General features: G+C 43.9%; 23 protein-coding genes and 1 tRNA gene. 18 read left to right on the top strand and 6 right to left on the bottom strand.

Annotation, left to right across the window (positions count from 1 at the left end):
* Nucleotide 1 precedes the first annotated feature (1 nt).
* The 7 genes from B4J50_RS03365 (at nt 2) to B4J50_RS03335 (ending at nt 6823) form a co-directional block, all read left to right on the top strand.
* Nucleotides 2–697 carry a cell division ATP-binding protein FtsE gene (locus tag B4J50_RS03365; RefSeq protein WP_024821801.1) on the top strand — a complete coding sequence of 232 codons (696 nt, stop codon included), beginning with the start codon at nt 2–4 and terminating at the stop codon, nt 695–697.
* Nucleotides 684–1568 (top strand): cell division protein FtsX, encoded by an 885-nt coding sequence (locus B4J50_RS03360; RefSeq protein ID WP_286847324.1) that lies wholly within the window; start codon nt 684–686, stop codon nt 1566–1568. The genes B4J50_RS03365 and B4J50_RS03360 overlap by 14 nt, the downstream gene beginning before the upstream one ends.
* A gap of 99 nt (nt 1569–1667) precedes the next feature.
* Nucleotides 1668–2894 carry a murein hydrolase activator EnvC family protein gene (locus tag B4J50_RS03355; RefSeq protein WP_286847325.1) on the top strand — a complete coding sequence of 409 codons (1227 nt, stop codon included), beginning with the start codon at nt 1668–1670 and terminating at the stop codon, nt 2892–2894.
* Nucleotides 2895–2933: 39 nt separating this feature from the next.
* A complete protein-coding gene (locus B4J50_RS03350; protein WP_024821804.1) occupies nt 2934–4142 on the top strand; it encodes a S41 family peptidase in 1209 nt (402 codons plus the stop codon).
* A gap of 13 nt (nt 4143–4155) precedes the next feature.
* A complete protein-coding gene (locus tag B4J50_RS03345; protein WP_286847329.1) occupies nt 4156–5055 on the top strand; it encodes a divergent polysaccharide deacetylase family protein in 900 nt (299 codons plus the stop codon).
* A gap of 13 nt (nt 5056–5068) precedes the next feature.
* Complete coding sequence (locus B4J50_RS03340; protein WP_286847330.1) at nt 5069–6355, top strand: adenylosuccinate synthase; 1287 nt, start codon at nt 5069–5071, stop codon at nt 6353–6355.
* Between the two features lie 18 nt (nt 6356–6373).
* The gene (locus tag B4J50_RS03335) at nt 6374–6823 is read left to right on the top strand and encodes a GNAT family N-acetyltransferase (RefSeq protein ID WP_286847334.1); all 450 of its coding nucleotides are present in this window, start codon (nt 6374–6376) and stop codon (nt 6821–6823) included.
* A 217-nt stretch (nt 6824–7040) separates the two neighbouring features.
* Here B4J50_RS03335 and B4J50_RS03330 read toward each other — a convergent pair.
* A tRNA-Val gene (locus B4J50_RS03330) sits at nt 7041–7115 on the bottom strand.
* 108 nt (nt 7116–7223) lie between these two features.
* On the opposite strand from B4J50_RS03330, the gene B4J50_RS03325 reads away from it, so the two are divergent.
* Together B4J50_RS03325 and B4J50_RS03320 are read left to right on the top strand one after the other, a co-directional pair.
* Entirely contained in the window at nt 7224–7667 is a 444-nt protein-coding gene (locus tag B4J50_RS03325; RefSeq protein ID WP_286934823.1) for a hypothetical protein, read from the top strand.
* A 71-nt stretch (nt 7668–7738) separates the two neighbouring features.
* Complete coding sequence (locus tag B4J50_RS03320) at nt 7739–9364, top strand: carbon starvation CstA family protein (RefSeq protein WP_286847338.1); 1626 nt, start codon at nt 7739–7741, stop codon at nt 9362–9364.
* Nucleotides 9365–9429: 65 nt separating this feature from the next.
* Here B4J50_RS03320 and B4J50_RS03315 read toward each other — a convergent pair whose 3' ends face one another.
* Nucleotides 9430–9603: a hydrogenase expression protein HypA/HybF gene (locus tag B4J50_RS03315; protein WP_024821810.1), complete on the bottom strand. Its 174-nt coding sequence runs from the start codon at nt 9601–9603 to the stop codon at nt 9430–9432.
* Between the two features lie 137 nt (nt 9604–9740).
* Here B4J50_RS03315 and B4J50_RS03310 point away from each other — a divergent pair, with 137 nt between their 5' ends.
* Genes B4J50_RS03310 through B4J50_RS03300 form a run of 3 tightly spaced genes read left to right on the top strand, consistent with a single transcriptional unit; the run spans nt 9741 to nt 12950 of the window.
* Nucleotides 9741–11480, top strand: coding sequence for a 2-oxoacid:acceptor oxidoreductase subunit alpha (locus B4J50_RS03310; RefSeq protein WP_286847340.1), 1740 nt, complete (start codon nt 9741–9743; stop codon nt 11478–11480).
* Nucleotides 11480–12340, top strand: a complete 861-nt coding sequence (locus tag B4J50_RS03305) for a thiamine pyrophosphate-dependent enzyme (protein WP_286847342.1) — start codon at nt 11480–11482, stop codon at nt 12338–12340. Before B4J50_RS03310 ends, B4J50_RS03305 begins: the two co-directional genes overlap by 1 nt.
* A 31-nt stretch (nt 12341–12371) precedes the next feature.
* On the top strand, nt 12372–12950 hold the full coding sequence (locus B4J50_RS03300; protein WP_286847344.1) for a redoxin domain-containing protein: 579 nt from the start codon (nt 12372–12374) through the stop codon (nt 12948–12950).
* Between the two features lie 32 nt (nt 12951–12982).
* Here the strand turns inward: B4J50_RS03300 and B4J50_RS03295 are convergent, their stop codons facing one another.
* The 4 genes from B4J50_RS03295 to B4J50_RS03280 form a co-directional block, all read right to left on the bottom strand.
* The gene (locus B4J50_RS03295; RefSeq protein WP_286847346.1) at nt 12983–13738 is read right to left on the bottom strand and encodes a hypothetical protein; all 756 of its coding nucleotides are present in this window, start codon (nt 13736–13738) and stop codon (nt 12983–12985) included.
* A gap of 23 nt (nt 13739–13761) precedes the next feature.
* Nucleotides 13762–14253, bottom strand: coding sequence for a 2-amino-4-hydroxy-6-hydroxymethyldihydropteridine diphosphokinase (gene folK, locus B4J50_RS03290; protein ID WP_286847495.1), 492 nt, complete (start codon nt 14251–14253; stop codon nt 13762–13764).
* Nucleotides 14253–15455 (bottom strand): dihydropteroate synthase, encoded by a 1203-nt coding sequence (gene folP / locus B4J50_RS03285; protein WP_286847347.1) that lies wholly within the window; start codon nt 15453–15455, stop codon nt 14253–14255. The genes folK and folP overlap by 1 nt, the downstream gene beginning before the upstream one ends.
* Nucleotides 15456–15558: 103 nt before the next feature.
* Nucleotides 15559–16209 carry a histidine phosphatase family protein gene (locus B4J50_RS03280; RefSeq protein WP_286847348.1) on the bottom strand — a complete coding sequence of 217 codons (651 nt, stop codon included), beginning with the start codon at nt 16207–16209 and terminating at the stop codon, nt 15559–15561.
* A 190-nt stretch (nt 16210–16399) separates the two neighbouring features.
* Between B4J50_RS03280 and hrcA the strand changes: the two genes are divergently transcribed.
* The 6 genes from hrcA to mtaB all read left to right on the top strand — a co-directional run bounded on the left by hrcA (nt 16400) and on the right by mtaB (nt 23388).
* Complete coding sequence (gene hrcA, locus B4J50_RS03275) at nt 16400–17416, top strand: heat-inducible transcriptional repressor HrcA (RefSeq protein ID WP_024821818.1); 1017 nt, start codon at nt 16400–16402, stop codon at nt 17414–17416.
* 19 nt (nt 17417–17435) lie between these two features.
* Nucleotides 17436–18086, top strand: a complete 651-nt coding sequence (locus B4J50_RS03270) for a nucleotide exchange factor GrpE (protein ID WP_024821819.1) — start codon at nt 17436–17438, stop codon at nt 18084–18086.
* A 44-nt stretch (nt 18087–18130) separates the two neighbouring features.
* Nucleotides 18131–19960, top strand: coding sequence for a molecular chaperone DnaK (gene dnaK, locus B4J50_RS03265; RefSeq protein WP_286847353.1), 1830 nt, complete (start codon nt 18131–18133; stop codon nt 19958–19960).
* 13 nt (nt 19961–19973) lie between these two features.
* The gene (dnaJ, locus tag B4J50_RS03260) at nt 19974–21116 is read left to right on the top strand and encodes a molecular chaperone DnaJ (RefSeq protein ID WP_286847356.1); all 1143 of its coding nucleotides are present in this window, start codon (nt 19974–19976) and stop codon (nt 21114–21116) included.
* 107 nt (nt 21117–21223) lie between these two features.
* Nucleotides 21224–22090 (top strand): 50S ribosomal protein L11 methyltransferase, encoded by an 867-nt coding sequence (locus tag B4J50_RS03255; RefSeq protein ID WP_024821822.1) that lies wholly within the window; start codon nt 21224–21226, stop codon nt 22088–22090.
* Complete coding sequence (gene mtaB / locus B4J50_RS03250; protein WP_286847359.1) at nt 22087–23388, top strand: tRNA (N(6)-L-threonylcarbamoyladenosine(37)-C(2))-methylthiotransferase MtaB; 1302 nt, start codon at nt 22087–22089, stop codon at nt 23386–23388. The genes B4J50_RS03255 and mtaB overlap by 4 nt, the downstream gene beginning before the upstream one ends.
* Nucleotides 23389–23447: the final 59 nt, after the last annotated feature.

Below are 23447 nucleotides of genomic sequence, written 5' to 3'. Positions count from 1 at the left end.
AATGGATATACGCCTGGCAGGAGTCTCTAAATACTTTCATCCCGACATTGTAGCCTTGGAAGATGCTTATCTTTCCATAGCACAAGGGGAGTTTGTCTACTTTGTAGGAACTACTGGCTCGGGGAAAACAACGCTAATGCGTCTCATTACCCGCGAGCTTATCCCAAGTAGAGGACAGATCACAGTAGGGGATAAGAACTTGCGAAAAATTCGCAACTCTCAGCTCCCTTATTTCCGGAGAAATATAGGGGTAGTCTTTCAAGATTTCAAACTCCTTCCTAATTTGACGGCATGGGAGAATGTTGCTTTTGTGCTCGAATCTATGGGTATGCCTTCCCGTATGGTAAAAGGTCGTACCGATGAAGTTATAGATCAGGTGGGGTTGTGGAGACGACGTTTTCTGTACCCCCCTCAGCTTTCAGGGGGAGAACAGCAACGGGTAGCTATTGCACGTGCCATGGCTAATTCGCCCTCTATTTTTATAGCTGACGAGCCGACTGGAAATCTCGATTTACATACGGCGGAAGACATTATGCGCCTCCTTCTATCTCTGAATGCTGCAGGAGCCACTGTTATTATGGCTACCCACGATCAATATCTGGTAGATGCCTATCGACAGAGGGTTATAGAGCTCCATGAGGGCAGGATAGTTCGAGACGAAGAAAAAGGAGGGTATCTCATCGATGGCGAGCTTTAAATATACCTTACGTGATACCTTCAGGTTGATTTTCCGCCATTGGGGATTGAGCCTTCTTACTCTTATTACCGCTTCTGCTGTCATATATCTCCTCGGCATGTCCAGCCTTTTCTCTCTTAATGTAAGGGCCATGGTTTCCCGTGTTGAAAGCGAACTCGTTGTTCAGGCGTACTTAAAAGATGACAGTAAAATCCAGGAAACGGTGAATCAGATAAAAAAAATCCCTTATGCAGCTCATGTGGTTTCTGTGTCTCCTGACGAGGCGCTAGAAAGATTGCGAGCCAAACTAGGCACTAAGGCGCGAGCTGTTACGTTGCTTGGCGAAAACCCTCTCCCTTGGAGTATAGAGATCAAGGTTAAACGAGCGGGGGATGTGGCTCCTTTGGTAAGGGAGATCACGTCTATGCCAGAAGTGGATGAGCTTGTTTATGCTGGGAAACTGGCTGAAAAACTTTCTCGGATTTCTTTTTTAGTTTCGAAAATTTCCGTTGTCGTTCTGGGATTGGCTCTTGTTATTAGTGCTTTAGTGGTTTATAACACCATTCGTATATCTTTATATTCTCGAAAAGAAGAAATACAAGTGATGCTTTTAGTAGGAGCCACGAGAACCTATATTTCTCTTCCATTTGTGTTACAGGGGATGATTCTTGGTTCTATGGGAGCCTTGCTGGCAGTGTTTGCTGTCGCTGGTTCCTATTTTTCTGCTCAGGAGGCAATATTGACAACCCTTCCCTTTATCCACCTGGTTTCTAACCATGATTTTTTGTTGCGTTTTTATCTCCTGCTCGTCGGGATTGGAACAACTCTTGGGTGGATTTGCAGTTGGTTTGCAGTCAGTCGTTTCGTTCGGGAGGCTGGGAAACCTCTTTAGTCTGGAGGGATTAGAAGCTTCGACAGGGGGTGCGATTACAGCTGGTTGCTTGGCAGGGAAACCCCTTTAAATGGAGAGATCGGAAGGGAGGATGTACAATTGAGGAGCTTCACAAAAAGGTGCTTATTAGGTATCCTTCTAGCGGTTTCCTGTTTTTTCTCCTTCCCTTCTTTGTGTGCATGGTCGGCTCCAGATGTTGCGGAGTTAGACCAGCAGATTGCGGCCGAAGAGAATCGCATAAAAATAATAGAGCGTCAAACAGCTCACTATGAGCAGCTTATTAAAAAAACTGGGCAAAGGGAACAAGGGGTTTTATCTCAAATTACCCAGTATGACCAGCAAAAACAGAAAGCTGAACGAGAAATAAAGCTTTTGGAACTCAAACAAGCCAGGGCTCAGAACAGAATTAAGGAATTACAAGGAAATATTAAAAAGACTGATGCCCAAATAGAGGAAATAAAAGGGTATCTTAGGGATCGTTTTGTCGCTATTTATAAATATGGTGGCATGGCAGAGCTAGACCTTCTCCTCACTGCTTCTACGGCACATGAAGCAATGGCCACGTCCTTGTTACTAGGGAAAATAGCTCGTGAAGATGAGCGCATGGTTGACTCTCTTTCGGAGAGTAGAGAGAAACTGGAAGCTGCGAAAAAAGAATTAGAAGAACAGAGAGCTCTTTTAGTAGCCCAGGAAAAGAAACTCCGGTCTGAGCGAGAAAAGTACAAGGCAGAAATAAAAAAACGGAACGACCTGTTAGCTTCATTACGAAAAGAAAAGGCTCTTCATGAAAAAGCTGCTCGGGAATTGCAACAAGCTCAGGAAGAGATAGGGAACACCATTAAAAATCTTATGAGAAAGAAACAGGAAATTATTGCTCGTGAAAGAGAAAATCGAGATAAAAATAAATCTCATTTTGGCAATATAACGTACATGCCCTCAGGAGGGCGGTTAGGATGGCCGGTACGAGGGGAGATTTCTCAATCTTTTGGGAAACGAGTACATCCTGTTTTTAAAACTACGAGTATGCATACAGGTATAGATATTCGAGCTTCAGGAGGGACCCCGGTCCAAGCAGCTGGGCCAGGAGAGATTTTGTATGTAGGGTGGCTTAGGGGATATGGACAGGTTGTTATTATCGATCATGGAAACTTACTCAGCACTGTCTATGCACATCTTGCTAATGCGACAGTAGAAGAGGGACAAGGGGTTTCTCGTGGTCAGGTGATAGGGCATGTAGGAAATACTGGCGTTACTACAGGGTATCATCTTCATTTTGAAGTACGAGTTAACGGAGATGCGCGGGATCCTATGCGTTATTTGCGGTAAAAAAGACATGGCGAAGGGAAAAGGAGCACAGGTTTGAGCATGTGGAAAAAATCAAGGGGCGTTCTGTTTGGGCTAATACTAGGAGTTGTTTTAACAGGTGCATTTCTGGGGGCTGGTGGTGCCTCAGAAATAGAGGATATTGTTCGTTTTGTCCCATTTAAATTGGAGAACCTGTGGCTCATGAAGCAGGCAAGGGCCATTATAGAAACCTATCAGGTGGATAGCGGAGAGAAACCTGTGGAAGAGACGAAGCTCGTCTATGGGGCCATGAAAGGTTTTGTACAAGCGTATGGAGATCCATATACTCGTTTTGTCGACCCAGAAGAACTCAAAGAAGAAGAAATAGAAATGGAAGGCGAGTATGGTGGATTGGGTATCTATCTAGGTCACAGAGACGGTAAAACTCTTGTTATCAGCCCTATAGAGGGAACACCAGCTGATCGTGTCGGTCTTAAGCCTGGAGATGAGATCGTTAAAATTGGCGATGAAGTGATTATAGGTTGGGAATCACAGCAGGTTGTTAAAAAATTGAGAGGACCGGCGGGAACGTCAGTAACTATTTGGGTACGCCGAGATAAAGAAGATAAACTTTTGCGCTTCGATATTCAAAGAGAGAATATAAAGCTTTTTTCTGTTCGTTCTGAAATGATCGATAAAGATACAGGCTATATCCGTATCTCTCAGTTCAAGCAGAAAACTGGAGAGGAAGTAAAAAACGCCATTATTGATCTAGAGCAGAAGGGCGCAAAGGGACTTATAGTGGATTTGCGCAATAATGGCGGAGGCCTTTTAAGTGCGGCTGTCGATGTGAGTGACCTCTTCTTGGACGGAGGGCTCGTAGTCAGCATGGAAGGGCGGGTAGATCGTGCGAATGACAAACTTTATGCAAAGCCGGGGCAACAAACAACCCTTCCCCTCGTAGTGTTGATAAATGAGGGGAGTGCCAGTGCCTCCGAAATTGTGGCTGGAGCCTTAATGGATCGGCAAAGAGCTATTCTCGTAGGGAAAAAGAGTTTTGGAAAGGGATCAGTGCAAACGCTCTTTAATCTCTCAGATGGGTCTGGTCTCTACGTGACTATCGCTAGATATCATACTCCATCGGGTGTTACTATAGATCATGTAGGATTAACTCCGCAACTTACTGTGGAGGGGGAGTATAACCCTGATCGTAAAAAAGATCCTCAGTTAAAACGAGCTATAGAAGAGCTTGCTAAAATTGAAAAAGGAACATCTTCTTTTTTGAAATGATTTGGAGGCCAGTATGACTAAAAAGAGAGTAAAGAGGAGGCCCAAGGGGCTCTTCTTACTCCTGTTCGGTGGGATAGCGTTGAGTGTTGCTATTTTAGCGATGGTGGGGAGGAGCACTCCACAACAGGAACATGTGGAGGTTTCTCGAGAGCCATACCCTGAAATAGTCTGTGAGGAACAAAAGGATCGAAGTACTCCTCCCCACCATACAACTCAACCTGAACCTGAGCCCCAAGCTGAGTCGTGCCCCCTTTTAGCCATTGTCATTGATGACTTTGGTTATTCTTACTCTTTAGCTCAAAAAGTAGCTGCTATTGATTTGCCTGTAACATGGGCTATAATTCCCTACCGGCCCCATAGTCAGGAGACAGTGAAGCTTGCTGTATCCAAAGGGGTTCCTTATCTTGTACACATGCCTATGGAAGCTATTATAGATAAGGGGAAAGGGGATTTTCTCATAGGAGTGTCTATGTCGGCTCCTGCGGTTAAAAAGGCAGTGCAGGATGTTTTCCAAGCTTTCCCTGAAGCTGTGGGGATGAATAACCATAGAGGATCTAAAGCTACTAGTGACCCACATGTTATGGAAGCTGTAATGGAAGCCTTAGTGCCTTTAGGAAAAGTCTTTATAGATAGTCGAACATCAGCGGCGTCTGTTGCATATAAGACTGCTTTAAAATTTCAGGTTCCAACAGCCTACAACTCGGTTTTTCTCGATCATGAAAAAGATATAAGGTTTATGAGAGAGCAGTTCAATCGAGCAGTAACTATAGCGAAACGAAGGGGATGGGTTGTGGCTATTTGTCATAATAGACCTGATACTATCCCTTTTTTACAAGAGCTTCACGATTCTGAAATAAACGATGTAAAATTTGTGACCGTTCCAGAGTTACTTGGTGTTCAAACGGCACGATGAGGAGGCCTTGAAAGTGAAAGGACGAGTAGAGATTATTATAGGAGCCCAATGGGGGGACGAAGGGAAAGGAAGAGTGGTAGATGCCCTTGGGAATCGGGTTGAAGTTTTTGCCCGATATCAAGGTGGTGCCAACGCTGGGCATACAGTTATAGTTGAGGGAGAGAAATATGTCTTCCATCTCTTGCCTTCCGGAATGCTTTATCCCTGTAAGCTTTGTGCCATAGGAAACGGCGTGGTTGTTGATCCAGAACAGCTTCTACAGGAGCTTTCCACTCTCCAGGAGCAAGGAAAAGACAGGGCTCGACTTATTATTAGCGGGTCTGCTCATGTTGTTATGCCTTATCATAAAATTCTCGATAAAGCTGAGGAACAGTTCCGTGGAAAAGGTAAAAAAATTGGTACCACAGGTAGGGGTATCGGCCCTTGTTATGTAGATAAATTTAATAGATGTGGTATTCGTATAGAAGATCTTCTAGACGCTGATGTTCTTCGAGACAAGCTCTCTTTCAACCTTGATGCTAAAAACCTCTTGCTAACGAAAGTTTATGGAACTGAACCAGTAGCTTTTGATGAAGTCTATAGCAAAGCTTTAGCGTGGGGGCAGAGTTTAGCTCCTTATGTAGCAGATGTCTCTTTAGCTCTGCATGAAGCTATTACATCGGGGAAGGGTGTTTTGCTGGAAGGGGCTCAGGGAACCCTTCTGGATGTGGATCATGGGACGTATCCTTTTGTAACGAGCTCCTCTCCTATTGCTGCTGGCGGATGTGTAGGTCTTGGTGTTGGACCGTCAGATGTGGACCGAGTTATTGGGGTAGTAAAAGCTTATTGTACTCGAGTTGGAGAAGGCCCCTTTACTACGGAAGATTTAGGTAATGAAGGGACTCGGCTGAGAGAGCGAGGAGGAGAGTTTGGTGCTACTACCGGACGCCCGAGACGATGTGGTTGGCTCGATATGGTAGCACTGAGATATGCAGCAAGAGTCAATGGCATGGGAGCTATAGCTTTAACGAAGCTTGATGTTCTTACAGGATTCGACAAAATTAAAGTCTGCACAGAGTATGAGATAGAAGGTAAAAAATACGAACATTTCATGACCAATACCGCGTTACTCGAGAAGGCTGAACCAGTGTACACTCTCATGGATGGCTGGAAAGAAGATATTTCTAAGTGCAGGTCTTTTGATGAACTTCCTGTGGCTGCCCAGAAATACGTAGAGTATATAGAGAAAGAGGCTCAGGTTCCAGTGCAGCTTATAGGAGTAGGTCCTGACAGAGATCAGACAATAATTAGGGGGTTGTAAGCGCTGTCCACACTTCTCGTGGATATACATTTTTGCTCCGTTAATGATTGTGATGAAATATATGAGCTTGAAAGAAAAAAAGGCGGACCTTTTTGGCCTCAAAATATAATATATGAAGATCTTTCCAGCGGGCTGTCTGTATATATGGCAGCTCGCTGGAAAAATCTTATGGTTGCGTTTCTTGTCCTCTCGCGGGAAAAGAATTTTTTTGTACTTACCAACCTCTATGTGGCTACCTCTTTCCGGCGAAAGGGAATAGCTTCTCAGCTTATTCTTTCATCTGGCGAGTTTTGTGTTCATGAAGGATATAATTGTTTAAGACTTCATGTTCGAGAAGATAATGGACCAGCACGTAGACTCTATGAAAATTTAGGTTTTTCCCTTATAGGAACAATAAAAAATTATTACGAAGATACGGGCACAGCTTTCTATATGGAAAAACGCCTGCCATTTCTCACCTCGTCTTAAAAAGTTATAGTTTTCTTATGAGGAAAGATTAGAGTTATAATTTTAATATGAATTATGGAGGGTACCTTGGTGACGTTATTCATAAAAATGCCCTCTTTTTTTACATTCAAGAGAGCAAATGCCAGCCTTTAGGCTATGAAAAAAGAGCGTTTTATGACTCCTTCCCAATAACAAAAAGGCCTTCAGGGAAGAGCCCTGAAAGCCAGTAACCATCATATGGTGGGCGACACAGGGTTCGAACCTGTGACCTCTTCCGTGTGAAGGAAGCGCTCTTCCACTGAGCTAGTCACCCATAACAAGGGGTATTATAGCTTCCCCAAAGAATTATTTCAACCCTGTGAAATTCCTTTTCTAATGTGTAATGTGTGTTGTATAATATTTTACACAGGGGTGATATTGTATGGTTGACCTGTCTATTATAGGCAAAGCTTCAGATTTATGGACCTATTGGGGTTTTGAAAGCTGGTCCTTCGACCATATGCAAGGAGTATCACGCCGGGTCACTTTCGTTAAGGATAGCATTCTTGGCGAAATAGGCCGTTATTATGCTTATGACTTTGTTATTTGGATTCATAATGGTTGCACCGATGCTGAATATATCTTCGCAAATTGGGAACCTCTCCCCGATGTTATGACACAACGTTTTGTCTTCTTAGAACCTTTTCCCTCCTTTGATAAAAAAATCAAAACTTTTTTTTGGGGTTTTAAAGGGTATTTGGAGCTTTATTCTTATACTCCGCTTGCTCCTTGGAATTCTAAAATCAAAGACCTTGCTCCTCTGGTGAATAAAGCTCAAGAGTTAGAAGGTTCTTTGTGCCAAGGGGGTGATGATATTAAAAAATAAAATAGTTTTCCCAGCTTTTATATATCTATTGGATCTATAGGAGAGTCATATTTTAATAGGAGGTGAAAGAAATGTTGGCAATGTTGTTCCTTGTTGCAATAGTCTTTTTTGCAATAGTCTATCGCGTTCATGGCCGCTATATGGCTCGTATTTATGCCCTTGATGATAGTAACCCGACCCCCGCTGAAACTATGTACGACGGAATAGACTATTGTCCTGCCCATCCAGCAGTACTCTTAGGGCACCATTTTGCTTCCATCGCTGGAGCCGGTCCCATTGTAGGCCCTATTGCTGCGGCGAGTATGTTTGGTTGGTTGCCTGCGTATCTTTGGTGTCTTCTCGGCTCTTCTTTTTTGGGTGGTCCACATGATATGGGGGCTCTTGTGGCATCTATGCGACACGATGGCAAGTCTGTTGGAGAGGTGGTAGACCACTGGGTAGGAAGGCGTGGAAAGCTTTTTTTTCTCATGTTTACCATCCTGACTTTAATTTTAGTCGTAGCGGTTTTCCTTCAATTATCAGCGAATACTTTTGAAGCTGACACGGCAGTGGCATTTTCAAGTACTCTTTATATATTTCTTGCCGTTATCTTTGGAGTGCTGGTTTATAAATATAACACGCCTCTTTGGCTCATGACAGTTATTATGGTTCCTATCGTCATTGGTGCTTGCTGGTATGGGAACTATGCAGACTGGGTTGCTCGATATTTTGTTTACTCGATGCCTACGTGGCGATGGCTCTTGGCAATTTATATTCTCTTTGCTTCTGTCTTGCCGGTATGGTTGTTGCTGCAACCGAGAGACTATCTAGCGTCCTACTTTCTTTATTTTGCAGTTATTGTTGGTGCTATTGGCATGATACTCGGCGGTAAGTTCGAAGTACAGCTTCCGGCTTTTAAGGGGTTTGTTGCAGGAGACCAGTTTTTATGGCCTATGCTTTTTGTTATTGTGGCATGTGGTGCCATTTCGGGATTCCACTCACTTGTAGGAAGCGGAACGACATCAAAGCAGCTTCGACGAGAGACAGATAGTACCCTTGTTGGGTATGGCTCCATGCTTCTGGAGGGTATAGTTGCGGTTATTGCCATTGGCACCATTATGATTAGCGGAAAAATCCTTCCTGGAGGGCCAGTTGTAACATATGCTCAGGGATTTGGGCAATTTGCCGGGCTTCTCGGGATCGATCCAAAGCTTGGGGCTTCCCTTGGCGGTTTGGCAATTAATACCTTCCTTCTCACATCCTTAGATACAGCTACCCGTCTGACCCGCTACCAAATTCAGGAAATTACGAACATGAAGGTAGACAAGTATACTGCTACCATTATAACTATAGCGGCAGCTATGGCTTTGCTTCTTGTAAAAACAGTTGGACCCGACGGCAAACCCGTTCCGGCATGGGCTGCGATTTGGCCTATGTTTGGTGCTGCAAACCAGCTTGTTGCGGCGTTGGCCCTTTTGGCAGTGGGGGTTTGGGTTACGAAGGGACTTAAGAAGAACAACAAATTCCTTATGGCCCCTATGTGGTTTATGTTGGCTACTACAGTAGCAGCCCTACTCTTTATGATCAAAGAAAAACTTACGGGAGTTCCTAACTATCTGTTGGTTGGTATCTCTATTGTCCTTCTTCTCTTTGCACTGTTGATGGTGAAGGAGTCTTTCCACGCCTTGAAAGTAAAAACTGAAGAGGAATATAAATAGTTTATGTTTGTAGATGTTGACTCTTTAGCAAGAAGGCCGGAGCATTTTTTCTCCGGCCTTTCTTTTTAAGATTGAGGTCCTCCGACACTGAAGGATTTGCTATTCCACGATTTCCCTCTTTTAAGCTCGCCTTCAATTTTAGAGAGGTAACGACTTCCGCAAAAAGGACATCGTAGAATAATATCTTTTACCTCCAGTTCAAACTCCTTTTTACACTCAATACACTGAAACGTAGCCACGCATATACACCTCCGTCTAGATATATCATGATGGCATTTACTATTATAATATATTTTTTATTTTTATGTCCTATTTGTTTTAAAAAAACACTTTGTATAATAAAATAAAAACAACAAAGAGAGAAAGGAGGAATTGCATGTCTTCCCTGTTGCGTGTATCTGGAAAGGATGTCTCATTGGTTCTTTGTGGAGCAGCTGGACAAGGTGTTCAAACAGTAGAAGAATTGCTTGTGAAGGCTATTCGTCATCTTGGCTATAGCGTTTTTGCAAGTCGTGAATATATGTCTAGAGTCCGTGGCGGAAACAATTCCACTGAAATACGTTTTTCCCCCTGGCCTGTTCGAGCTTTTGTTGATCGTATCGATGTCCTCGTGCCTTTAAACGAGGGAATTCGAGAGAATGTAAGAAGGCGGATCTCTTCTCAAACTCTTATTATTGGTGATAGAAATGTTTTTCACACCGAAGGAGAAGAGTTGGGAGGACGTTACTTTAACGTAGAGTTTTTAAAGATAGCGAGTGAGATAGGCGGAGTTGTTTTTGCTAACTTTGTTGCAGCAGGGATGCTTCTGGGTATGGTAGGCGGAGGACTGGAGATAGGATATTCCTTTTGCGACGAAAAATTTGCCCCCAAGGGGCAATTAATAGTCGATAAAAATAAAGAGGCTCTAGATAGAGGATTTAAGATTGGGCAGACTCTCACAGAAGGTACATTGCCCTTTATATGTGGGGATAGTAAAGGTCGGCCCCTTCACCGCAGTGTTTTGAGTGGAACAGAAGCTCTATCTTTAGGAGCTTTGGCTGGAGGATGTACGTTTATTGCAGCGTACCCCATGTCACCTGCTACAGGAGTTTTATCTTTTATGGCCCAATGTGCTTCTCAGCTAGGAGTAGTGGTAGAGCAGACAGAAGATGAGCTTGCTGCCATTAATATGGCACTTGGAGCTGGTTACGCTGGAGCGCGTGCGATGGTTACAACCTCTGGTGGTGGTTTTGATCTCATGACAGAAGGGGTAAGTCTTGCTGGTATTATGGAAGTTCCTGTAGTAATCCACGTGGGGCAGCGGCCTGGTCCAGCTACTGGAATGGCCACACGTACAGAGCAGGGAGATTTACATGCGGCTCTATATGGAGGTCATGGGGAATTTCCTCGCGCTGTTTTCGCTCCGGCTACACTGGAAGAAGCCGTTCGCATTGGAGCAAAATCTTTTTATATTGCGGAAAAATACCACATTCCAGTTATTATCTTGACAGATCAATACTTCCTTAACTCTTATTATGACATGACTATTCCTGATCTAGAGTCTCTCTCTTTCCCTTCCATGATTGTTGAATCAGAAAAAGATTATTGTCGATATAAATTTTCTTCCAACGGAATCTCTCCTCGCAGTGTTCCTGGCAATGGGAAAGGGCTTATAGGGGCCGACAGTCATGAACATGACGAAGAAGGTCATGTGTATGAAGACTTTGACCTTCGTAAATGTATGGTTGATAAACGTTTCAGAAAACTTGCGTTAATGAGATGTGAAGCTGAAGAACCTTTATTTGTCGGGGCACAAGACTATAGGATCCTTATTATTGGCTGGGGTTCTACATTCCACGTACTTGAGGAAGCGTTGGAATTTATAGGGCATTCCCAAGTAGCATTAATGCATTTCCAACAACTGTATCCCATGCCCGCCTCTTTGGGCGAGCGCTTAGAACAGGCACAGAATATTATAGTAGTGGAAGGGAATAAAACCGGACAGTTTGCTCATTTACTCAGGCAAGAAACAGGCAGGAAAGTGGACTCTATTATTACTAATTACAATGGCCTTCAATTTTCAGTAGAGCAGGTAGTGAGAGAATTAGCTGCTTGCCTTAATGAGGGGGTATATTGATGAATTCTGGAATATTCGATCTAGCAAACGCTGATTTGGCTTGGTGTCCCGGTTGTGGCGATTTTCAAATTCTTGAAGCATTGAAGAGAGCTTTGGAGGAACTAGGATGGACCCCTCTAGATGTAGTCGTGGTGTCTGGTATAGGGCAGGCAGCTAAAACTCCTCATTTTATGAAGTGTCATTTTTTTAATGGACTTCATGGTCGAGCTCTTTCCAATGCCACAGGCATAAAAGCCGCAAATCCTTCTCTCAATGTAGTAGCGATAGGGGGAGATGGAGATATGTATGGAGAAGGTGGAAACCATTTTATCCATACGATCAGGCGTAATCCAGATATTACTAATTTGGTCTATAACAATATGGTGTATGGTCTTACCAAAGGGCAAGCGTCACCTACGAGCTTTAGGGGGTTTAGAACTTCAGTTCACGTTGACGGGGTGATGTCTGAGCCTTTCCCGCCACTGGCGGCTGCTATTGTTTTTGGAGCTACTTTTGTAGCTAGAGCTTTTTCCGGGGATGTTGAAAAAACTGCGAATCTCATAAAACAGGCAATCCTTCATAAAGGGTATGCCCTTGTAGATATTTTTCAGCCGTGTGTGTCTTTCAATCGTGTTAACACGTATAAATGGTATAAAGAAAATACGTATTATCTCGATGAACACTATAATCCAGAAGATCGAACAGCTGCTATTGCCCTAGCTTTGAAAACAGAAAGATTCCCTTTGGGAGTGCTCTATAAAACAGAGAGTCGACCTACTTTCGAGGAAACACTAGGAGCCTATCGCTACGATAAAACTCCCCTTTATAAAAGAAAACGAAAAATTCAAGATATTGAAACTTGTATTGAATCTATGACATAATAGGTTATCTTGTTATGGGGGAGGGGATGTGATGGGAGGGCTTATTCAATTAGGGTATGAAGGGCCTGATTTCTGTTTGAAGGATCAAAAGGGAAATTCCGTTATACTCTCCACGTTAAAGGGGCATAATGTATTGCTTTCTTTCCATCCGCTGGCGTGGACTCATATTTGTCAGGCACAGGTTAACACCATTGACGCTCATCTAGGTCTTTTTGAGCGACTTAATACAATTCCTCTTGCTATTAGCGTAGATTCTGCCGCAACGAAGAGAGCATGGGGCGAAGCTATTGGAATTAAAAAGCTCCAGCTTCTTTCTGACTTTTGGCCTCATGGTTCTATTGCTCGTCAGTATGGGGTTTTTCGCGAAAAAGATGGTTTTGCATCCCGAGCAAGTATTCTTTTAAATGAAAAATTGGAAGTTATTTTCGCTAAAGAATATGAGCTCGACCAGATTCCAGAACTTCGAGAAGTTATTTTTATCCTAAGAGACTATACAAAATCAGAAATCCCCAACTTGGAGATAGAAATACAACGTTGTCTCAAAGATGCGGCAGGGCGTACTGTTTGCATGGAAGACAGTCGGGCGAAAGGTATAGACGCCACTAATTAAAAAGGCTAATCCCCCGTAAGTTATTTGGGGGATTAGTCTTGCCAGTTGATATTTAAAATTTTCTTCCAACAGAAATTGATAATGGCTTCTCGAGAGGGAGCTTGTCCCTTCCCCATTTTATCGAAATCTTCCTGAAGTTTTCCATAGGCGTTCTTTATAGTCTCGTCTTCTTCTGCCTTTTGAACTAATTCCGCAACAGGTTGTAACTGGCGATATACCTCAGGTATAAGGACAAAGTTAGGACCATCCATAGTGAGTCCCACCGTATAAATAAAAGAAAGAAGGGACTCTGATTCTCTTTTGGTGCTGCTTATATCTATATAGGCAGGGAGATTTGGAGACACATATAGAAAAACATCAGGGGGAGTGGATATATTTAGAGGCAGAGTATCCCATCGAGATGGTCCAGCTGGCGTTACGGCTAGCCAGGCACGAGGAGTTTCTGTGAGCGCTGTAACCCAGAGATAATACTTTTTTGTGGTTTCTGGATCATTAAAAGAAAGTCGCCATATGAGATCTGGCCTTAAATCTTTATCGGCAAATGGTAAATGCCACGTATTTTCTGTAATACGCTTCCCCTCTAATACTTTTAGCGGGTGAAGACCGGCTGGAGAACGCAGCCAAGCTTCTTTTATAACTCCATCATTGCTCTGAGTAGTCAAGGTAAGTGGATGTCCTGGCGCGGCATAAACCTGAAGAGAGCCTGTGGCTCCCTGCAAGGGGGCAGGAAGTATTGCTGTAATTGCGACGAAAACTATTATGAAACTGCGGATCTTCTTCAGCGTCATAAGGTCCATCACCTCCTATGATTTTATAAGCTGGATATTTTTATTAACGTTTTATCCTTATCTTTTAGAGTTTCTACTAAAGAGCTTATAGTTACCCTAAGCTGTGGGTGAACCCAATTTGCAGCTATTTGGTTCAGTGGAACTAAAACGAAAGATCTGCGGTGCATTTCAGGATGAGGAATACGAAGTCTTTTATCATCAATGCACTCACCATTTTCCAGCAACAACAAATCGATGTCGATTTCCCGAGGCCCCCATCGCCACCTTTCAATCCTTCCCATGTCTTTTTCTATCTGTTTAACGAGGTCAAGAAGAGCAAAAGCGCCCATAGAAGTTTCTACGAGAATGCAGGCATTAAGGAAACGAGTTTGTTCAACCTCCCCTAAAGGAGCTGTTTCAAAAATGTCACTTTTCGCAACGACGTGGACACCTTTACTATCTAAAATTTGCACGGCTTTCCGCAGATTATTCATGCGGTCCCCCACATTACTACCAAGAGCCAGTGCAACACGCATCACATCCCTGCCTCCCTTATAGCCTTAATGATGGTAATCACATCGTGAGTTGCTTTTACATCGTGAACTCGTACAAGTTCCACTGCTTCTTTGGCGCAGTAGGCAGAAACGGCTAAAGTTCCATAGAGACGGGACGCAGTGTCTTCTGTTTCAAGCAGAGTTCGTATAAAGCCTTTTCTGGAATGACCGATCAAAATAGGACGCCCAAGACTCCTATATGATTGGATAAACTTTAATACCCGCATATTATCTTCGAGCCTTTTCCCAAAACCGATCCCTGGATCAATAATAATTCTGTCAGGAGCGACTCCTGCTTCTGCTAGCGTATGAAGGCGTTGGTGAAAATAGTCGATAGACTCGCCAATTACATCGCAGTATACAGGGTTGTTTTGCATGGTTTTAGGTATTCCTTGTATATGGGAGAGCACGTAGACAAGATCAGTTTGAACAATTGCTGAGAACATGTCTCGATCAAGTGTAAAACCAGACACATCATTTATTATATCAGCGCCACAATCCGACGCTATTCGGGCTGTTTCCCCTTTATATGTATCGACAGAAATAACAGCGTCTTGAAATTCCTTCCTAACGGCGGAGAGGGCGGGTATAAGACGATCTTGCTCTTCCTTGGCAGAAATGGGATCTGAGCCAGGGCGGGTGGATTCCGCTCCTATGTCGAGAATATCCGCTCCTGCCTCTAACATTTGACTGGCTTGTTTTACAGCTTCATCTGCTGTAGAAAGTCGACTTTCGCTATAAAAAGAATCGGGGGTTATGTTGAGAATCCCCATTACTTTTGTTTCACCACCGCCAAGAGACAGGGTTCGATGACGAGGCAAGGAGAGATTCCAAGAGCGTTGTGCCATAGCTTTGAATGTGTTGCTGAGCTCTTCACGTAATTGGTCAAGGCCCCAGCAAGAGAGGGCTTTCAGTTTCAAAAGCAGCGCTTTATATTGGCCCTCTGTCCCCAGAAGAAGCACATCGCTTTTTTCGGTTCGCCCGTCAATAACATTTTTATGGACGATAGCATCACCGCCACGAGCCAAGAGTTCTTGCTTTACATAGGCTGCTGCCCGAAAATCTACTTGGGAAACCCAAATAGGCAAAATTTCTCGCTTTGGCAAAAAATATGCAGCCGAGCGGGGATCTGCTCCAATTTTATGTATGAGAGATACGAGCTCGCTATTGGAATGAACGTGCACAGAATATATAGTCACTTGTATTATCCCTTTCTTAGATACCTAATGAAATGATATAAGAGCACAAAGATAATAAGACCTCTCTGTTAGGAGGTCAAGAAAGAGACTAAATCCATTCAGTGGAGACTTTTTTCAAGTGAGCAGTTTGGTTCAGAGAGAAGAGGCCGTATCCTCTTTGATAGTCATATGTCAAGATGCTATAGGATGCGGTGTCCATATGGGTTTTCCAGAAGTAGGGTTCAGGAATATTGAGACAGCCGGCTATAAGGGGTTTCAGCACAGTACGATGAGAAACAACGACTATAGTGTCTCCGTAATGTTTTTCAACCAGTTCTTTAAGAGCACGTAATGCCCTGCCTTGCACTTCCTGTAAGGTTTCTGCTCCGGAAAGACGCAACTTTTCTGGATATGTGAGCCATGTTTCCCAGTCACTCGGGTACTCTAGAGCGATTTCTTTTTTAAGGCGCCCTTCCCAAAAACTGAAATTAATATTGTTTAGGCCTTCGCATTCAAAAAGATGTTTATGGCTACATGCTCTGGCGATGGCTGTAGCCGTTTGTTTGGCTCGTAGCAGAGGGCTTGTATAAATAAAGTCGGGAACCATGGGGGCGATGGCTTTGCCTAAATCTTCTGCCTGTTCCAGCCCCCTTTCGTTGAGAGGATAGTCCACACGGCCGCGAAATCTCTCTTCTCGATTACCTTGACATTCACCGTGTCTAGCTAAAATTATAGTCGTGTGTTCTCGATCAGTAGCCATGATTCTCACTCTTCTTTCTCTTGTATCATATTAATGAATGTTATCATTATATATCAGAAAAATAATGAAATAAAAAGATTGACCAGTCTTGACAATAATTCTAAGGATTGATAATCTACCTTCTGTAAATGGATAGATTAGCACTCAACAAGAGAGAGTGCTAATACATTGAAAAAAGGAGGGGAGGTTCGTGCTTACCGAACGGCAACTAGAGATCGTTTTAGCCGTTGTGTATGAATATATTCAGACTGGGGAACCGGCAGGATCTCGTACTATTGCCCGTAAGTATTTAAAAGGTTGCAGTGCGGCTACGATACGTAATGAAATGTACGATCTTGAGCTGATGGGCTATTTCTATCAACCTCACACATCGGCAGGACGCCTTCCTACATCAAGGGCTTACCGACTTTATGTCGATTCTATTCTACATCGAAGAAGAGTCCCTCCGGTTGGATTTGAGTATTGGAAAGATGGCATTCGAGAACAAAAGCAAGGCATCGAATCTCTTTTATCCTATGTCTCCCAACTTCTGGGGCGGGTAACAAACTATGTGGGTGTTGCTGCTATATCCTCCCTTCATGAAGTGGAAATTCAACATGTGGATTTTGTTCGTCTTGGCGGAAATACGGTTCTTGTAATTATGGTACTTAAAGGTGGCCTTGTTCACCATAATATAGTGGCTTTGCCATGTGATTTATCTCAGGATTCCCTTGAGGAGTTGGCTCGTCGTATCAATATGATATGTGTTGGACATCCGTGGTCGGAAGTGCGGGAAGTCCTCTATTCTTATGTTATAGAGGGCCTTGAAAGATTTTCTGATGCGTGTTCAGAAGCCATTATACAAATAGACGGGATGTTGCAGAAGTATAACTATAGGCTATTTACAGGGGGGGCGCAGCATATCCTCAACCTCCCTGATTTTCAAGATATAAGTAAACTTCAGGCTGTTCTCTCTCTGCTGGAAGAGGAATCTTCTCTGGCAGAGGTTGTAGATCGTTGTTCTCTTGAACGCGGCGTTAATATTTCCATTGGAGATGAAAACCCGGAAGAGGAAATGCAAGAGTGTTCCATATTGATGGTTCCTTCAAGAAAGCGCGGTCGAAGAACAGTTTTAGGTGTAATTGGACCGATGAGAATGGATTATGAAAAAACGATTTCCATTCTCGAAGCCATGATGGCAGATCTGGAAGAAGAAAACGTCGATTAATATAAGGAGGTTCGATTCCATGGCCCGAGAAGAACAGGAAATGTGTCGTGAAACGAACTGTCAGCAGGGACAGGAAGCTCCACCTGAGGGAAAAATGGAGGAAGCAGGGCAGGAGGTTCTTGAGGTGCTGATTCAGGAAAAAAAGGAATTGGAAAAGGTTATAGAAGAAGTAAAAAAAGAAAACGAGATCCTTCGTACCGCTGCTGCATCTGCTCGTGCAGATTTTTATAACTATAAAAATAGAGTGGAACGAGAACGTGAAAGGTATATCCGCCTCGCGGAAGAAGATTTGGTAATGCAGCTGCTACCAGTTCTAGATAATCTCGACAGAGCTTTGGCACAACCTGACAATACAGAAGAACAGAATATTCGAGAAGGAGTATCTATGGTCCGGCGGCAGTTTTTGTCGGTGTTAGAGAAAGTGGGAGTCTCAGAAATACTGGCTGAAGGAGAGCCTTTTTCTCCAAGTTTTCATGAAGCAGTAGGTATAGAGCCAGTGGAAGAACCGGAAAAAGATGGCATCGTGGTTTTTGAACTACAACGGGGCTATAAAATGGCAGATAAGGTTATTCGCCCATCTCGAGTAAAGGTTGGAAAATACGTAGAACCCCAAAAAGCTCAAGAGTGTGAAAAAGATATTGTAAACGAAGACGATCAGTCTAAGGCATAGAAATATCTTAAATTGATTCTTTTTATTTTATAGAGGTGATAGGAATGTCAAAGGTAGTTGGTATAGACCTCGGAACAACAAATAGCTGTATAGCTGTTAAAGAGGGAGATAACGTAACTATTATTCCCAATGCGGAGGGAGCTCGGACGACTCCTTCTGTCGTGGCTTTTACAAAAGATGGAGAGCGTCTTGTAGGACAGCTTGCGAAACGACAAGCCATAGTTAATGCTGACCATACGATTATGTCTATCAAAAGAGATATGGGGTCTGAGGAAACAGTAAAAATTGACGGTAAAGCATATACACCCCAAGAAATATCGGCCATGGTTCTACAGAAACTTAAAAGAGACGCAGAAGATTATTTAGGCGAGCCAGTAACAAAAGCAGTTATTACCGTGCCCGCCTACTTTACCGATGCTCAGCGTCAAGCTACGAAAGATGCAGGAACTATTGCTGGTCTTGAAGTTCTTCGTATTATTAATGAGCCTACTGCAGCGTGTTTAGCCTATGGTGATAATAAACAGGGAGAGAGTAAAATTCTTGTTTTTGACCTTGGCGGGGGAACTTTTGATGTTTCCATTCTTGACGTAGGCGAAGGAGTATACGAAGTTCTCGCTACTTCTGGTGATAACCGCCTTGGCGGTGATGATTGGGATAATCGCATAGTGGAATGGATGGTAGCAGAGTTTAAAAAGACTGAAGGTATTGATCTCAATAATGATCGGATGGCTTTGCAGCGTTTACGTGAAGCGGCAGAGAAGGCGAAGATTGAATTGACATCTATGCCGGAAACCACCATCTCTCTTCCATTCATCACAGCTAATGAAACTGGACCTAAACATTTGGAAATGTCCTTGTCACGGGCTAAGTTTGAAGAGCTGACAAGAGATCTAATGACTCGCGTAGAAGGGCCTGTAAAACGCGCATTAAGCGATTCGGGGCTTTCTACGAACGAAATTAACAAGGTGTTGCTGGTCGGTGGCTCATCCCGTATGCCTATGGTTCAGAAAAAAATTCAGGAGCTTCTGGGGAAAGAGCCTTCTAAGGGGATCAATCCTGATGAATGTGTAGCTGCTGGAGCAGCTCTGCAGGGAGCAATTCTTTCTGGAGATCATAAAGATATTGTTCTAGTGGATGTAACCCCCCTATCTCTTGGAATTGAGACTTTAGGTGGTGTCTTTACAAAAATAATAGAGAGAAATACGGCTATTCCTGTTTCTCGAAGCCAGGTTTTCTCTACTGCCTCTGATAATCAGAACCAGGTGGAAATAGTCGTTTTGCAGGGAGAGCGGCCTATGGCCGCAGATAACGTGAAGTTAGGCAGCTTTACACTTGATGGAATTCCGCCAGCACCTCGCGGTATTCCCCAGATTGAAGTTACGTTTAATATAGACGTTAATGGAATTTTAAATGTTTCCGCTAAAGATAAGGGTACAGGGAAAGAGCAGAAGGTTACGATTCAGTCGTCCAGGCTCTCTGATGATGAGATTGAAAAAATGAAAAAACAGGCTGAAGAGCACGAGAAAGACGATCTTCAGCGTAGAGATGCGGCTGAAGTGAAGAACGAATCCGATGGTGTTGTCTATCAGGCTGAAAAGCTGATGAAAGACCATGGAGATAAAATGTCAGCTGAGGAAAAGGGAACAATCAACTCTGCCGTTGATAATTTAAAGAAAGCTATTGAAGGCGACGATACAGAGAAAATGAAAGCCGCCAAAGATGCTCTCCTCAAAGAAGTTCAGGAATTTTCGGCACGACTTTATAGCCAGGCCGGATCTGCTGATTCAACGAGTGGGCAGCAGAGTGAAAATTCTCATAGCCAAGAAACAGGGGAAACAGTTGACGCTGAATTCAGCGATCATGGTCAGGCGTAAGGAGTGATCCGAGGTGCCATCTCCCGGCGCGCAGGAAGATTTTTACGAGATACTTGGCGTTCCCCGGGATGCCTCTGCAGCTGATATAAAAAAGGCCTATCGGCGGCTTGTTCGTAAGTACCATCCCGATGCGAACCCTGGGAATATGGAGGCCGAAGAAAAGTTTAAGAAAATCAATGCGGCCTATGAAGTGTTGAGTGACTCGCAAAAGCGGGCACAGTACGATCAGTTTGGAACAGTAGGAGACATGCCTCCAGGCGGGGGTCCCTTTGAGGGCTTCGGCGGGATGGGCGATATGTTTGGAGATATTTTTGAGAATATCTTTGGTGGGGGAATGGGGCGGCGAAGGGCTGACCCTCGAGCCCCTCGCCGTGGTGCAGATCTTGAAATGGCTCTTTCCATTTCTTTGGAAGATGCGGCTCGCGGCATCGAGCCGCAAGTGGAAATACCTCGATGGGAGAATTGTAGCTGTTGTGGCGGCTCTGGAGCAGAACCTGGAACAGCTCCGGAAACATGCTCTCGTTGTGGTGGCTCTGGGCAAATAGAGACGCGCCAGCAGACGCCTTTTGGTCAATTTGTTTCCGTTACTACGTGTCCTCAGTGCGGTGGATCTGGACAGTTTATTAAACAAAAATGTAGCCAGTGTGGCGGTCAGGGACGGCAGAAAGTTCCCCACCGTTTGAAAGTTCGCATACCAGCTGGTGTAGATACAGGCACAAGGCTGCGTATTCATGGAGAAGGCGAAGTTGGCTTTAATGGAGGTCCTCCAGGGGATCTTTTCCTTGTAATTCAGGTGAAAGACCATCCTGTTTTCAAAAGAGACGAGGGGGATCTCCATCGGAAGACAGTGCTAGCCTTTCCTATGGCTGCTCTTGGGGGCTCAATTGAGGTTGAGACGCTCATTGATGGAGTGGAGAAACTTGAAATTCCAGCAGGAACTCAGCCAGGTAAGGTTTTTAGACTTCGGGGTAAAGGGATGCCCAGGCTTCGAGGTGGACGAGGAAGAGGGGATTTATTTGTTCATGTAACGATCGATGTTCCCACTCGTTTAACTGAAAAGCAGCGGGCTCTCATTGAAGGATTAGCGAAAGAGATGGAATTAGATGTTAAGGATGAGGGGCTCTTCTCTAAATTCAGAAACATCTTTGGTTCTTGAGGTATAGCTGTAAAATCCTTCCATACGTGATAGACTCGACGTCAATCGGGGAGGCTTCAAGCCTCCCCGATTTTTCACAGGATTTTTCTAAAAGAGGAGGACACATCATGACCAAGGGAGATAGCTTTTGGTGGTACATTACCCTTGAAGCTACATTAGAGCTTGAAGAAGTGTTGTCTTCACTTGCCGATCTTTCTGGAGGTATTGGTTCTGAAGAGCATGAGAGTTCTGGCAGCGTCAGAATGAGGATTTATTACCGCACCTTCCAAGATTTAGGCTATTGGCTTGAAGAGTTGAATAGATACTTAGGTTCATGGCCAGGGGTATCTGTTGTAGATATGGGAAAAATAGAGAACAGACAATGGCATACAGAGTGGAAAGAGGCTTTTCCTCCTCTCCCTGTGGGGGAGCGGTTTGTGGTTTTAGCTCCATGGCATAGAGGAAGCGAACCTCAGGATAGAATTCCTCTCTATATATATCCAGGCTCCGCTTTTGGTACTGGATATCATGAAAGCACGCAAATAGCGTTGTCCCTCCTTGAGAAATATATGCGGCCTGATTTTGATGTAGCAGATATTGGCACAGGGTCAGGCATCCTTTTTATTGGAGCTGTTCGGCTTGGTGCCCGTCATGTCTATGCTCGAGATTTGGATCCGGCGGTGCTGGATGAGGTCTTGAATAATATGGAGCTTAATGGCGTCTATAAAGAGGATGTAGACTTGCAGGAGGGGGATCTCCTTAAGGGGTTTCATGAAACAGTGGATATCCTTATGGCTAATATAGTTATTGAGCCCCTTCTCACAATGCTTCCAAGCGTACCTGCCGCATTGAAAGAGGATGGGATAGCTATCTTTTCCGGTTTATTACTGAAGGAAAAGGAGACCTTCATAAAAGCGTTGAAAGAAATAGGTCTTGAGATTATTGACGACGTGGCTTGCAATGATTGGTGGGGGGTAGCAGTAACGAAAAAATGAAGAGATCGTTAATAAACAAGCGAATAGTCATAATAGCCATGGGGTGCAGAACAAATCAGTCTGAAGCCGATGCCCTAGCCTCTATGCTTGAGGCTTTTGGCGCTCATATTGTCTCTTCGCCTCCTTATGATGGAGCTATTCTGGTTTCTTGTACTGTTACTTCTATGGCAGATAAAAAGAGCCGTCAGTTTGCAAGACGGTTGCGACGTGAATCGAAAGATGCTGTTATAGTGGCGTGCGGATGTTGGGCTCAGAAAGTGCCTTCTCAGATAGCTCAAGGCCTTGGTGTGGATATTCTTGTTGGCACGAGACAAAAAGCGAGTATCCCGACCCTTATGGAGGAAGCCTTCGAGAAGAAAAATAATATCTTTACTGATTTACGCAGTGATGTTCTTTACGATTCCTCGTGGGATCCTCTTTTTCAAAGGCATCCTCTCTTGCATACTCGGGCTTTTGTCAAAGTACAAGACGGATGCAATCATTTTTGTTCGTATTGCATCATCCCTTTCGTGCGAGGCAAACCAGTGAGTCGTCCATGGCAGGATGTACTGAATGAGGTCCATTCTATAGTGGATTCAGGATGTTCAGAGGTAGTCCTTACTGGTGTCCACCTTGGTTTATATGGTGCTTATGGCGAAATTTCTCTGGGAGAGCTTGTCCGTCGGATTGGTTCTGTTCCAGGTGTTCGTCGGATACGCTTCGGGTCTCTTGAACCTTTTGGTATTGATGGCGCCTTGTTATCTGCTCTTGCTGAAACTCCTCAATTTTGTCCTCATTTGCATCTTCCGTTACAGAGCGGGGATGATGGTGTTCTCGAAAGGATGGGAAGAGGCTATACTGTCTCCGATTTTATGGCGTCTGTAAAAAGGATTCGCTCTTTCCTGGGAGAGCGAGTTCATATCAGTACTGATATCCTCGTAGGATTTCCTGGAGAAAGTGACAGGGCCTTTCATAATACCCTCTGTGTAATGGATGAGATGGGTTTGGGGAAGGTACATGTCTTCCCTTACTCTATTCGACAGGGAACGCGAGCTGCATCTTTTAAGGAGCAAATTCCTCGGGAGATTGCTCAGGAACGAGTTCATCAAACCATAACAAAAGGTGAGGAATTGTTGAAATCTTATTGTAGCCAATGGCTGGGAAAAGATATCCCAATTCTCGTGGAAGAAGTGTCGGATGGCAGATCTACTGGCCTTACTCCCTTTTTTGTAAAAGTAGAAACTGCCCAAAATTTTTCTATAGGAGATATTGTGACAGTTCGCCCTTTCTCCTACGCTTCCGAATCTCTTCGAGCATAACTCTTACTCTCTGAAAATAAGATGTTTGGCTGGTATAATAAACTATGTAATATGAAATA

It is taken from the genome of Aminobacterium sp. UBA4908 (assembly GCF_002398115.1).
GTDB lineage: Bacteria > Synergistota > Synergistia > Synergistales > Aminobacteriaceae > Aminobacterium > Aminobacterium mobile.
Note: the sequence above shows the minus strand (reverse complement) of the source record. Positions and strands in the feature narration are given on the sequence as shown.